Consider the following 13,536-nt stretch of genomic DNA (forward strand, 5'->3'; position numbering starts at 1 on the left):
CCATCTCCAGTATTAGGAAATGAGGTTACCGTTAGTTTCTGGGCTTGTCGTCCTTCGGCTACCCCTGCAGTGATGATTTCGTAAGTTCCCGTGACCCCTGACGCCATATATCGATCCCAGCCATCTGCTGCATTCTCGGAACTCGAATAATTCTCAAACCCAGAATTAGATAATAGATTATCGATCATAGATTTACTCAGTAAATTCCCATTTTCATCGTATTTCATCTCAATTGTACCGTTCGAATCAGTTAATTCAACTAGTTGTCCATTTTTGTTATAAATATAATTTGTTCCTGATTTCGCTCCTACAACTGGAATAACTAATATAAAAACTATTATTACGTAAATAAACAAAAAGGCTGATTTTCTTAGCATCATTTTTCTCCTACATTCTAAAATTCGTAATTTTTCAAATGTTTCACTCTACCTTGGTAGTTATTAAATTTCCGTTCTCGTCATAATAGTATCTAATCACTTGATTATCCGCCAATCTAATTTGAACTAATCTTCCATTATCATCATATTGATAAGTTGTTAATTGTTGAATGATTATATCATCTATGGAGAGTGCACCCATCCCATGAATTCCCCAAAACAAATAGTAATTATCTTGATCCCCCGTTGTGAAGGTTACCGTTTTCATTCCTTTGGTGCCTGTGACATCATTCCATATAGTCCAGCCTTTCATTTCAGTATTATCCATTCCCCGGGCACTAAAATAAAAATAACGATTATTATCATTAGGCTGCATATCTACTGCTTTATAAGCAAAGCTCACGGTGTAGGTCGTATTACGCTGAAATTTCACTTTGTTAGTATCCGTGCTCGCGAAGTCTTTTCCTCCATGGGCTGCAGTATTACTTAAGAATGCAGAGTATGACCCGCTGACTACTTTTGCAGGATCGCTAGTAATTATTCCGGAAACCGGAAAAAAGTTAGTTGCGCTGTAAGATCCTTGCTCAAAGGATTCACTAACTTTTTCAATTTTGATATCATCCAACGATAGAGCCCCGCCCTGATGTATCCCCCAGATTAAATAGTAGTTTGCTTTACTGCCTGTTGTGAACGTAACCGTCTTCTTGCCTTTGTTTCCCGTAGAATCCTTCCAAGTCATCCATCCCTTATCTTCCAAATTATCAGTACTTCTAGCCAAAAAGTAGAAAAAACGATCGTTATCCGAAGCATCCATATCTATAGATTTATAGGAAAATGTCACTGTATACGTTGTATTTCCTTCAAACTTGAATTTATCAGAATCAGTATAGGAGAATTCTTTCCATACCTCACCTGTCTGGGATTCAAGATAAGCGGAATATTGACCTGTAATCACTTTCGCAGGATCATTTGTAATGATGCCGCCATGACCCGCAGTAAAAATTGTATTAGTATAAGTACCGCTTTCAAAAGATTCATTCATCTTAGTAATCTCTATATCATCTAATGAAAGTGCTCCTCCTCTATAAATACCCCAAATTAAATAGTAATTTTCTTTGTTTCCCGTGGTAAACGTTACTGTTTTACTCCCCTTATTCCCACTGACTTCGTTCCATGTTGTCCATCCCTTATCTTCTTTATTATCCGTACTCCTTGCCAGAAAATAAAAACTGCGATCTGCTCCTGCTGCCTCCATATCAATCGACTTATAAGAAAAGGTGATTTTATATTTAGTGTTTTTTTCAAATTTGACTTTATTCGTGTCTGTGTATGAGAACTCCTTCCAGTCTTCCGTCCGCTTTGAACTGAGATACGCTGAGTATTGTCCACTCACTACTTGGGCTGGATCATTTGTAATCACACCATCGCCTGCCAAAAAATTAGTGGAGGCAAAAGAACCGTTTTCGAAAGATTCGCTGCCGGCAGAAGTGGTTTTTACAATCTGAATATCATCAATGGAAAGTGCTCCTCCAGCGTGGATCCCCCATATTAAATAGTAATTCTCTTTATTTCCTATAGTAAAAGTCATCGTTCTGATCCCGCTATTCCCGACTTCATCCGTCCAAGTGATATATCCTTTGTCCTCCTGAGTATCATTATCAGTGCTTCGAGCTAGAAAGTAGAAAAAGCGATTAGCATCGGAGGGGTTCATCTCGATTGATTTATAGGAGAAAGTAACAGAATAGGTTGTATTCTTCTCAAATTTAATTTTACTAGAATTTGTATAATTAAATTCTTTCCAGACTTCTGACGGAGGAGAACTTAATAACGCTGAATATCTCCCATTCACTATTTTTTGCGGGTCACTGGTAATCGTTCCATCAATCGGAATGTAGCTGGTGCCAGCATAAGCCCCACTTTCGAATGTTTCTTTAGGCGTGATAATATTTTCTGCTGCAAATGCTTTACTATGACTAATACTAAGCATAAAAATAAAAAAAACGGTCTGTAGCAAATAAATTAGTATTTTAGTTCTTTTCAATACGTTCACACTCCTGAGGTTATTTAGGTAATCTGAGGACAATTAGCAGATACCGCATTTTTACTGTTTTGAATTTCAAACTCTTTGGGGTGCCATATATAAGCGCTCTAACTTATGGAAACAATAACTTCCTCAACAATCATAAGTCACCATCTCATCTTTTGAAATGGTGGTATTTTGTCGATTAATAAGATTATTTGTCGATAATTAATCTATTTTGTCGATTAAAACCAAAAAAATTTAATTACACAATAGAATTAAATGATTTAAGAGTTAATGCGAAATGTCCCCAACTTTCTAATAAATTATTATAGCTACATAGGTAGATGACGAATTGTAATATGAAGTGCGACACATAAAAATGACCCATGACCGATTCGTGTGTAAAATGAAGTTCCACACTACCCCTACACAGGAGAATCAGCCATGAGTTACCAATATTTTACTACAAGAGAGAGAAGTCAGCTAGAAGTACTCCGTCAATTGGGATGGTTCGCTAGAGCGATTACACGTAAGCTTGGGCGTCATCACTCCAACCTATCCCGCAAGCTCAAACGTCAAGGAACAGAAGAGCCATAGCTAACCCCTCAATTATAAAGATTCACTTCTAAAATCGGCTCATAACTTCATATTAGAATAACTCGACGTAATAACCGCAGCGTTCCCTTCTTCCTTCAACACATGCTAATAACTCTTTCAGCGATTTTTCGGGCTGCCCAATTCATGATTCAATTCATTCACCGTTTCCTCCCAAGTTCGTTCCATCCTCATATTATATAAAGGATCAACTTTACAATCGGATGGCAAATAAGTAGCGGGACCAAACCTTTTGCCAAAACGGCTTAAATCCTTACGTAGTCGATTTTGCAACCGTTCATCTTCTAAGAGGGTATACCTAGGTCCATTTCCAAATCTCTTGAGCATGTGATGTATCTAGCATTATCTCAGTGAGCTTTTTGCAAGCAAGCCCCAAGTCAGATCCCTGATTTTGAAAAATCGCTGTAAATGTTGATCCCATATATCCTCCTTAAGTGTTTCTAAACTCATATGTGGTTGATTGAACAACTTAAAATTATATCTCTTCACTAAATGGCAGCGGTATCAAGTCCTTCTTCTCTTTTCTCCACCAAAATGAGTTTACCCCATAATAAATATCATTTGCCCATTCTTCAGGCAGCATATGAAACAACAAACTCTCATCATCGAAACGATTCCCGGACCAATGTCTATTTACCCGACCCAAGGCCTCCTTGTTTGAAATATTAAATAGTTTTACCATTTCATTAATTACTTCATCACAGTACTGTTCAGCATTAATTGAGACCTGAAAATGATACTTATTCAAAGTTTTATCCACTCTCCTTCACCAATCTAATGGTAGATTGACCGAGAATTAGATAGTAATTTCTATCTTTTTTTAGAAATCTGATTCAGATGTAGAAGGGAGGATTGAAGCTATTTGTTATTAGACAGTGCAGTGCCGTAGACAGGGAGAACCTAGCAGTAGATAAAATTAACCTATCCAAATTTGAGAGAAACGACATTTAAAAAAGTAAATGGGCTATACGTATGGAGTTGTTACACACGCAAATTCCCTGTCCTAGGACTTCAACCTATATATATTTTATTATTTGTCTATTAAATATCCTACTCCATCCAGTCTATCACGTTCTTCTAAATCCCAAGGCTCTATCGTTTTTACTGCACTCAATGGAATTAATAGCCTTGTATCATCTTCAGCGTCTGAAGGTAATATGACTAAGACATTGTTAAAGTAATAATAATTAAGATATATCCCTATTACATATAAGTTATCGAGAAAAGTTATTTTTATGCCTCGATTTAGATACCTCTTCATAAATATCTCTTGATTTTCCATGGTATATACCCCCTCCTATTTATAACTAAACTCTGAAAAATAATTATTATATCTTACCATTCATTCCTGACTGAATACGAACGTAATATCAAAAAGCAGCTTTATTCTCTTGATTTAATTTTTCTCCTTTATGGGTAGAGATATTATTATCAATTCACCTCTACAAACAAACCCATATTTTCAATTGAGGGAATAATGGATTCTATCGATTTTAATGTGTGAACTCCCATTAGAAAATCGTATCCAATAAATACTTTGACCTTGTCTTCATAGAAAACTACCATACCTACATCTTCCCTCAACAACAGTCTAATAATAGGATCAATTTGTTGAGCCGTATACTTTGTTCCATTTTTTAAAATATAATAGGTGTCTTTAATATCTTTACTGCTATAATGCTTACTATATCTGTTTGCCGTACGTTCAAAGACAGTATCATTAAAACTCTTCCGAATATGATTAACTGTAAGGTACGGTATTTGTATATATTCCATAATCATCAGTAAGGCGTTCACGTAACTATCTTCTACTGACGTGTAACGTTCATTAGTTAAAATTTCACCATTAAATGCTTTCCCTATATCGCTAATTGCAATCCAGTCCTCAGGTGTATACCTTCCTGCACTGTCCCTTAAATTTGGATCATACTTTGAAATTTGATAATTTCTCATCCTATCATCAATCCTATTCCACATCAATTGTTCCATACTACGTTAATTTAATCATATCGTCATACAACAAATGTTGATGCTCTGGCAGCTCTTGATTATGATGAAAATGACCAAAAAACCATTTTTCATACTCAAGCTTACCTTTGATTTCATTGAAATAGTCATGCATTTGATCATTGTCTACGTGATTTAACTTCTCAAAGTTCAAGGATAGCCACTTCAAAGCATCAGCTGAACATGTATGGGTAATGACATAGTCCACCTTCCATGAGCTTTGATCCAGGTTATGGAGACCCTCTTCATATTCCCCATAAGATGGCATTTCCCTAGCCCACCAAGAGATGTCAACCTTGCGGTATTGTTTGTCATGTGAAGCTGCTCCGCCAAATGTAAAAAGCTTTTTCCCTTCGAGCTCAAAGATCTGGCCTCTCATCAAATGAATAATGCTTGGCGTAATTTTATGAACCTTGCCGCCCTTCCATTCCTCAACCGGATAGGCTTCAAGAAGATTGAAATTTTCATGGTTCCCATCTATAAATAATGTAGTCCAAGGTTTATTCGTTAGCCACTTCAGCCAATACCAGTCTTCTCGATTCCCCGCCCATAGCAAACCAAAATCACCAGCAATAATGACATAATCATTTTTGGTCAGCGTTTTTCCGACAGGAAAATTTTTAGAGTTAAAACGTTTCCCAACGCTGATTGATCCGTGAATATCGCCCGTTATGTATATAGCCATCCTACCCATCCCTTTCAAAAAAATCAGTTTCACCAACACATCGACCACTAGTTTTTTTGCATATAAGCAAACCATTAAATCATTGTTCTTCCTTTCTGGAATAGGGCTAGCTTTATTTTCCTGTCACGTTCAGATGCCGTAGGCTCTTTGAATTCCTTTAGCCCATTTTCAGATATAGCTCCATGATCCAGTGCAAAATCTAAAGCATGGTATGCTCGTAAATGGATTAGATTCACGACTTGATTGGCGCCGAGCTTCTCCCCCGACCTCACCTTTTCTCTACATTTGAAGGCCTCTGCTTCCTTATGAAAAGCATTCCCGCTTAAAAATTGCTCCAGTTCCATCACTTGAGCCAAACTTAAGCTGTCTTTTTTCATTTCGGTAATTAGAATACTCTCTAAGCCAATGAACCCATTCGCTTTATATTCATACAGGATTTCATTAAAAAGCAGCTTATCGATTTGCCCCTGCTCCACTATTTTTCCACTAAAATAGGCGAAAGCAATATGCTCCTTCACATGAGGGTGCATTTCAACCTTATCCCTAGCATTGTAAATGTTACTTAAGGCTTTAGGTGACAGCAATCCATGAAGCTCCAGTTGTTCATCTAGATCTATTTTTGCAAGTAATATATTAATGGATTCGATTGATTGATTGTCTTCAATATTATTCTCTAGAGGGGTTGCTTCTAAATATTCAATCACATTTTTCACAGCTTCTAATTCTTCAGCAGAAAATATATTCTCACATAGGCTTATAAATTGTTCTAACGCCTGCTTCTCTGGAGCCATAGATATCCCTCCACGTCTGCTATTTTATTTTTCTGATTAGGAATGTTCCATTAACAATAAAAGATCCTCATTTCGAATATTCACTCTTTTATATGATTAGTCGCCTTCTAGCCAATCCATATTTCTTCTCTATCTAATGACATCATATGATCTGTTTTCATTGACCAATATTCTTCTAGGCATACATTTATTTTGGAGGATTCATCTAAAATAAACATCCCAATAAGTCCTGCTAAAGTATCATGAGCTACCAGCAGCAACTCATCTTCTTCAGAGATTATTTTTATGCCGACATCATTTCTTATATTATTGACGGAATATCTTCTCTCAACCTTTCCATTACTTCCATTTTAGTAGGTTTTGGAATTTACATAAACTATTTCACAGAATCAAAAAAATGACCTTAGGTTTTCCCCAGGTCAAAGTTCTTTATTTATTTCGTAATATTTATTCTTTGGAGTTGTTCCTTTAGACTCCAGTGCTGCGGTTTTTTCCTGCTATTACTAAACCATACAGCACCTTCTCTAATCCATAAATCCCTAAATTCTTCAATAGTCATTGGTTCGTTCATAGCATCATCATGAAAACCTGATTGAAATCCGCAACAAGGACAGATACATTGTGCTGCATATCCAAGTTCATCCCTTTGCGGATAATCCAATCCATCATACCCGCAAACTATACATATATACATTTTTCCATTCTCCTTAATGCTCCGTTTAATCTCATTTAATAAAGTTACACGAAAATAATCTCTGTTCGTAAAACCTAAATAATATTCATAGTCCTCCTCATCCATAGAGGAATAATATTCTTGGTGAAATAAGACATTGGAATATTGTTTAAATTCAGCACCTTGCTTTACAACAACACTTCTAAATAAATGATCCATTTCGATTGCTTTAATCATTTCCTCTTTTTGCGTTACTGAGAACCATATTAGGATCGGCGGAGTCTTATTTGGATCATCCCAATGCGGTATAGATTCCTTCCACGGCAATACCCATTCAGAATTTTTGAATACACACCTGTTTAAAATAAATTTTTGTGTACCTTCATCGTACAAATGCAGATTTCTTTCATAAAAAGAGAAAAGTAACATTGCTCCGTCTTCAAGGAAAAATTGTAACAATTCGGCGATATCCTCATCCGACATATTGTGCTTAATTATACCAAAAGTCGGCTTAAAAATGATTTTCACTCTAATCATTCCATTCTGGACTATGATGGTAGGACACTCCAGGGAAACACCCATTCATTATTTGAATATCGCAACCTTGACTTATAAACCCCATCTGTTGAGAAGTACAGCGGTTCTTAAAATGGCTTTCTGTAAGGCAAAAAAGTATTTCGTAGTTCCTCTTAAAAAGCCAAGCATTAACATAATCCTATTCACTGGGCCTCTCTAGCCCTACATAAATAATCCTATATTTCTGCTTTCAAAATCTTCATTCCAATTTACTGTCAACATTCTGTAAACTCACTTCTATTTCGGCGTGGTCACCTATTGCATGCGGAACCTCAACACTAATTCCTATCGCATCCTTTGTTAAATAGCTGTACGTACCGGATGAGAATGAATCTGCGTTTAAAAGCATTTGTAACCATTCCTCATCTGTAAGGTTATCCAATTCCTCTTGAGCTTCAGTAATAGGGGACTGAAGCTTGCCTTCTTTCAGAGCAGAGATGAATCCATTATCTATCTGTACCATATCTTTTAAAGATAGCTGTTTTTCTGCTTGAATATCTATATTGGTTGTGTAATACATATTAACGGGATGAGCGGCCCTCTCATGATAAGTGTATCCAGAATATTGTATACTTAAATACTTACTGTCTTTTAATGTAATTTCATAATCAATGTCTGCACTCCAATCGCTGATTTCTTCATCAGAATATCTCCCAAGATATCCGTACGCATCATCCTGAATCAAACGATTAATAATATCCTGTTTATTACTATTCTCTAATCCAGATAACTGGGGATAGTGAATAACTACATTTGGTTTAGAAAATACTTTATCAATCATTTCATAATTACCTATTTTATCCAATACAGTTATGTTTCGTTGATCATGTTCTGTTGATGCCGATTTATTACCACATCCAGCTAATAGGGCACTTGTGTAAACAAGAAAAATAATAAAACTTAGATTTTTAAACATTGTAGCACCTCTTCTTTATACATATTTACGCTTTTTCCCCAATGGATTTCTAAGTCCGGTGTGATATTTCGATAGATTGTTTCGAATGATATTGGCTCTTCGCTATACTCCGTGGCTAAATCCACCTTTTCTAGACTGATAGTGCGATTTGACATGGAGCCTCTGCGGGCATGAGTACTCGCGAAAGTCGCGAGGCACAAAGACTTTGCGATGCCAATCAGCATATCATGCCCACCACTCCATATAAAATCATAGTCTATTTACCCATTTCGAGTAGCGAGGAAGCTTTATTCCAGTAAAGCATCGTTCCTATTCTAGTGACTTTGCAATTTGTATATCTGATATATTTCACCTCAGAGCCTTCTCTGCTTAAGGGAATTCTTTAGCATTATTCTACAGATCATGCTGCATATTAGAGGAGTGTCACCTTATCTCATTCGATATAAACCCCAAAAAAGCCAATATTGATGAAAATTTTATGAATCATGGCTGATTCTGTTGTCCTGTAACTTCACTGTAAACACGAATCAGCCATGGGTTATTATAAACGTCGCCGATCATTTTAAAATCGAAATTCAATAATGATGCTTGTTTTCTTATCATTGATTCACTTCAAATTACTTAGTTTATAGATTGTCACTTAATTACCTTTAAAACAAGTTTATATTTTTTTTGTCTATCCTCCCAACCATTTGGTAGTCCTGTACTCCTGTTAAATCCATTTACTTTCTTAGAAACAGCCAACAAAGCAGAAGAACCCTTTTCGGCAATGGGATTAATTTTTTTATATACATCCCAGAAGAATCCCGCTGATTCCCATGCATAGTTTTTGGCAACATACGCATATCCTTCATCTACTATTTTAGGATCTCCCATATAATCTGCAAAAGCTTGATATACGTCTCTACCTGTTAATTGCATATATCCAGCTCCTCTATATTTCGCCCCGTCCCCCTTTTCCGTATTTCCATTTCTACCATCATACATTGAAAAATAGCTTTCAGGATCACCATTGTATTTTTCAATTAAAATTGAACCGCTACCTGTCTCATGTAAAACTTGAGCTAGAAAATGTTGAATTTTTTCTGTTGTATCAATATGAAATGTTGCTAGTGTGTCATTTAGACTATTAACCATACTATCAGTTACATCCTTGAAACCTAGCTGATTTAATTGTTCCTTTGTCACATAAGTTTCATTTAGTTTTGGAGAAGGATTACAACTGTCTGCCCCTTCACAAACTCTAAGAGGTGTAAGTATTGGCACCTGTAATCCACCTTGATTTCCAATACTAGATCCTAACACACCTTTTTTCTCGAAGTTTCCTGCAAAAATGGAATTATCATGTAATTCAGGACTTTCTATAGAATACTTTCTATAAGATTGTGAATCTTGTTGTTTAAATTCCAAAACACCCTTGCCTTCAGTAATATTTGTCCAACTTTCTTTATTAAAATATTTATTCGTCGTTAAATAAGTACTAGCGGATTGAGCAATTGATAATGTTTCTGAACCATGTTTCGGACTTGATGCTGTTGAATTTTTATTGTCGTTTTTACGTATGTCTTCTGCTTGTTGATGAATCGCCGCCCTATCTTCTTTGGTTTGAGCTGCATAGTACTGAGTAGTCAAATCAACAATTTCCGCTTGAGAATCTTGACTCAGTTTTTGATCTCCTTCCGCCCAATGCCCCGTCGGATCCCAATATATCAACGGATTATTAAGAACATACGTATACCGATTCAGCGACAACGGCTCATTTGCCCGCCCTTTATACGTATCCTCGGATATAAACCGCCCCACATACGGATCGTAATAGCGCGCTCTCAGGTAATACAACCCTACTTCCGCATCGTAAAACTCTCCCGAGTAGCGAATGGTGCTTTCATACAGCTCAATTGTTAGGGTCGGGCTACCAAATACATCATAGTCATATTGGTTCTCAATTGTTCCCTGCTCATCCACCGTCTGAACAACGTCCCCATGGCCGTTGAATAGGAAATACGACAGCTTGTCCGTCTGATCGATTCGGGCGATATAGTTAATGCCCTTCACATAGCGCACACTGATCGCGTCCACTTTATCCGTCTCCAAAATGACGTATTGACGGTCATACAAGTAGTTCGTGACTTGCTCTGCGTAGCCGTCGACCGAGCTGCGCACCGTTTTCTGCGTCCGAAGATCGTCCCCGTCATAGGTGTATTCCACCGTCGAGCGCTCTCCGCCCTGAACATTGATCGCTTGTGTCAGACGGTTGAAGCCGTCAAAGGTGTTATTCACCTTCTCCAGAAGGCTGCTTATTTCTTCGTTCTGCTCATCCCCATAGGGATTCGCTCCCGTTACCTGATTCATCCCTCGGCTATGCGGACGCAAATAGCTGGTCTGCTGACGCACTTCATTCCCGTTGTTGTCAAACAAGGAAATGACCTTCTTCTCCAGCACCTCTTCGCCCGCTGCATCCTTCATTTGCTCTGTCAGTTGCAGCAGCTCGTTCGCATTCGAATATAGATATTCGCTGCGCTTCACGATATATGTCAGCTCCGCTTTACTGATCGGATCGGTATAGCCTGTCGGCTGCTCCGACGTATACGTCTCCAGCATCGACTCCCGATTGCCACTGCGGTCATACGTGTAGACCGTCGTTTTGCCCGGGGCTTCCGCTTTTACGATACGGCCGACTTCATCATACCCATAATTCGTCGCACCGTAGCTGTCCGTTTTCGTGAGTTGGTTGCCCGACAAGTCATACGTATAGCTGTATTCAGATAATACGGCTCCGTCCACCTTCGTATTGACCAGCTTCAACAACTGGCTGTTACGATCGAACGTGTAGCTTTCCTTCACGCCACCCGCATAAGTGATAGACGCACGGTTTCCGTTCTCATCATAGCTGTAGGACGTCGTTTTCCCTTGTGCCGTTACCGTACTCATTCTGCTCGATTTGTCATACGTATAGCTGGTGATAAAGCCTGTTTTATCCTTCAAGCTCCTCACATTACCTACCGCATCATACGTATACGTGAGCTGGGTCTTACCGTCCTTCGCAACTTCCAGCAAACGATTGTTTCCATCATACACGTAGCTGCTTTGACCGCTGCCATCGCTCATGGAAGCACGGTTACCAACTTCGTCATACGTATATTGAATGCGATCCTCGGTTGCTGCCACCGCTTTTTCAACCAAAAGTCCCCGATTGTCATAGCTATATCGCGTGTGATTCCCATTACGATCCGTCAGCTCTGCCGTTTGCAGCGCCAAATCATAGCGGTAGGACATCGCTTGATTGTTTGGATTGATGACCTGCGTCACCAGACTAAATGCCCCATAGCGATAGCGAGTGACTTTCCCTCTACCGTCCGTCATATCTAGCTGGTTGCCTAGTAAATCGTAACCATAGGTCACGCTGACGCCAAGCGGATCGGTTACGCTCAGCAAGCGTCCCGCTTGATCATAGGCATACGTATGGGTAAACCCTAGCGCATTCGTGTCGGAGATTCGATCTCCTGCTGCATTGTATTGATACTTATTCATTTTATTTTGCAAAGCGGCTTCTGGCTCTGCCTGAGCAATCAGGCGGTTCGCCAAGTCATAGCTGTATACCGTTCCATAGCGCTGCGCATCCGTTGCTGCCGATGCATAGCCTTTCGCATCGATCATTTTAACCAAATTGTCTGCTGCATCATACACATTTCGCGTCACAATGATGTTGTACGGGTCTTTGACCGTCACCAGACGGTTAAGCTTGTCGTACGCATAGGTCATGCGATGGCCGCTCGCATTCGCTTCCGCTATTTTGTTGCCTGCGAGGTCATAGGTGAAGGTCGCCTTATGCCCTTCTCCATCCGTAACGGCCGCTACGCGGTTAAGCTCATCATAGGCGTATTTCGTCACAAAGCCGCGCTCATTCGTTTCTTCCGCTACATTCCCATTTTCATCATACGCAAAACGTTTGACCGCATCCTGCCCGTTCACCTTGCGGCTCGTCTGTACCAGACGATTCATCGCATCATACGTATGCGTTGTCGTGTATTGGCTTCTGCCCGCTGTATCTGTTGAAGCAAACATAAAGGCTCTCGGATCTAGCTCTTTCACCACATTGCCGAGCACATCATACACATATCCCGTTATGATTTGCAGCTTACCCGGATTTTCTTGATCTTGCAGAAGCTCCGTATGAGCCGAGCTATCTAAATACATATGCTGAGCATCGACCAGCTTCACGCTTTGCGTCACTCGATCCTGACTGTCGTACACGAAACGCTCCACATCATAAACCGATGTATCCCGCAGCGTTGAAGTTTCCGTCACATTGCCGTTCTTATCATATTCATGAATCGTCAATGCCCCGCTGTTGTCCGATTCGCGTTTCAGCAAGTCATGTTAGATGTGTTATTGGTTGAATGAGGAGTACATTCGACATTAGCCCTCCTCTGACTCGGAATAAAGCAAAACGGTTATCCAATATGGATAACCGTCAATATCTTATGAGTCTTTGCTGACTAGACGCTCCTACCTATATCTCGGTCAGCTTCTATTTGAAGTTCTATCGTTTTAGATCCCATGTATTTTCTTGCAGTCTCGAGAATCGTTCTGTCATTTCCAAGTATTTCTAGTACCGTAACTGAAAAATTGTTCTTTAATTGAATATCTTCGCAATTAGATACTTCTTCAAAATAATTAAATATACTTTCTAACAGATTGATGTTTCTTTCCTCTTTTAGTAGTTTAATGATTTCAGGCATGAAAATGTCCTCAATTATGATAGTTTCTAGCACCTCATCGTAATACTCGACTGATTCTTTATACGCAGCCTCAGTCGACGGTAAGAAATGCAACATCTTTCTAAAGAATTCTTCCGATTTCTCACTCATAT

General features: G+C 38.8%; 11 protein-coding genes. All 11 read right to left on the bottom strand.

Annotated elements, in window-relative coordinates:
* The coding region (locus tag AC50Y5_RS19020) for a hypothetical protein (protein WP_494862916.1) at positions 1 to 380 on the bottom strand (380 nt) is incomplete at its 3' end.
* 40 nt (positions 381 to 420) lie between these two features.
* Entirely contained in the window at positions 421 to 2,418 is a 1,998-nt protein-coding gene (locus AC50Y5_RS19025) for an RHS repeat protein (protein WP_494862918.1), read from the bottom strand.
* Positions 2,419 to 3,490: 1,072 nt separating this feature from the next.
* Positions 3,491 to 3,775, bottom strand: a complete 285-nt coding sequence (locus tag AC50Y5_RS19030) for a hypothetical protein (RefSeq protein ID WP_494862920.1) — start codon at positions 3,773 to 3,775, stop codon at positions 3,491 to 3,493.
* 270 nt (positions 3,776 to 4,045) lie between these two features.
* Positions 4,046 to 4,297: a hypothetical protein gene (locus AC50Y5_RS19035; protein ID WP_494862922.1), complete on the bottom strand. Its 252-nt coding sequence runs from the start codon at positions 4,295 to 4,297 to the stop codon at positions 4,046 to 4,048.
* A gap of 149 nt (positions 4,298 to 4,446) precedes the next feature.
* Entirely contained in the window at positions 4,447 to 4,968 is a 522-nt protein-coding gene (locus AC50Y5_RS19040; protein WP_494862924.1) for a hypothetical protein, read from the bottom strand.
* A gap of 37 nt (positions 4,969 to 5,005) precedes the next feature.
* The gene (locus AC50Y5_RS19045; protein WP_494862926.1) at positions 5,006 to 5,707 is read right to left on the bottom strand and encodes a metallophosphatase; all 702 of its coding nucleotides are present in this window, start codon (positions 5,705 to 5,707) and stop codon (positions 5,006 to 5,008) included.
* Positions 5,708 to 5,781: 74 nt separating this feature from the next.
* Positions 5,782 to 6,498: a hypothetical protein gene (locus tag AC50Y5_RS19050; protein WP_494862928.1), complete on the bottom strand. Its 717-nt coding sequence runs from the start codon at positions 6,496 to 6,498 to the stop codon at positions 5,782 to 5,784.
* A gap of 433 nt (positions 6,499 to 6,931) precedes the next feature.
* Positions 6,932 to 7,699, bottom strand: a complete 768-nt coding sequence (locus tag AC50Y5_RS19055; protein ID WP_494862930.1) for a hypothetical protein — start codon at positions 7,697 to 7,699, stop codon at positions 6,932 to 6,934.
* A gap of 247 nt (positions 7,700 to 7,946) precedes the next feature.
* Positions 7,947 to 8,663, bottom strand: a complete 717-nt coding sequence (locus tag AC50Y5_RS19060; RefSeq protein WP_494862932.1) for a PdaC/SigV domain-containing protein — start codon at positions 8,661 to 8,663, stop codon at positions 7,947 to 7,949.
* 636 nt (positions 8,664 to 9,299) lie between these two features.
* Positions 9,300 to 13,037 carry an RHS repeat-associated core domain-containing protein gene (locus AC50Y5_RS19065; protein WP_494862933.1) on the bottom strand — a complete coding sequence of 1,246 codons (3,738 nt, stop codon included), beginning with the start codon at positions 13,035 to 13,037 and terminating at the stop codon, positions 9,300 to 9,302.
* 125 nt (positions 13,038 to 13,162) lie between these two features.
* The gene (locus AC50Y5_RS19070) at positions 13,163 to 13,534 is read right to left on the bottom strand and encodes a DUF7674 family protein (protein ID WP_494862935.1); all 372 of its coding nucleotides are present in this window, start codon (positions 13,532 to 13,534) and stop codon (positions 13,163 to 13,165) included.
* Positions 13,535 to 13,536: the final 2 nt, after the last annotated feature.

The sequence above is a fragment of the Paenibacillus sp. JT22N7 genome (assembly GCF_059383875.1).

What these genes read in the sequence shown, in the direction of transcription:
- AC50Y5_RS19035 (WP_494862922.1), bottom strand. Translation starts at nt 4,297, where the DNA reads ATGGAAAATCAAGAGATATTTATGAAGAGGTATCTAAATCGAGGCATA.
- AC50Y5_RS19040 (WP_494862924.1), bottom strand. Translation starts at nt 4,968, where the DNA reads ATGAGAAATTATCAAATTTCAAAGTATGATCCAAATTTAAGGGACAGT.
- AC50Y5_RS19045 (WP_494862926.1), bottom strand. Translation starts at nt 5,707, where the DNA reads ATGGCTATATACATAACGGGCGATATTCACGGATCAATCAGCGTTGGG.
- AC50Y5_RS19050 (WP_494862928.1), bottom strand. Translation starts at nt 6,498, where the DNA reads ATGGCTCCAGAGAAGCAGGCGTTAGAACAATTTATAAGCCTATGTGAG.
- AC50Y5_RS19060 (WP_494862932.1), bottom strand. Translation starts at nt 8,663, where the DNA reads ATGTTTAAAAATCTAAGTTTTATTATTTTTCTTGTTTACACAAGTGCC.
- AC50Y5_RS19070 (WP_494862935.1), bottom strand. Translation starts at nt 13,534, where the DNA reads ATGAGTGAGAAATCGGAAGAATTCTTTAGAAAGATGTTGCATTTCTTA.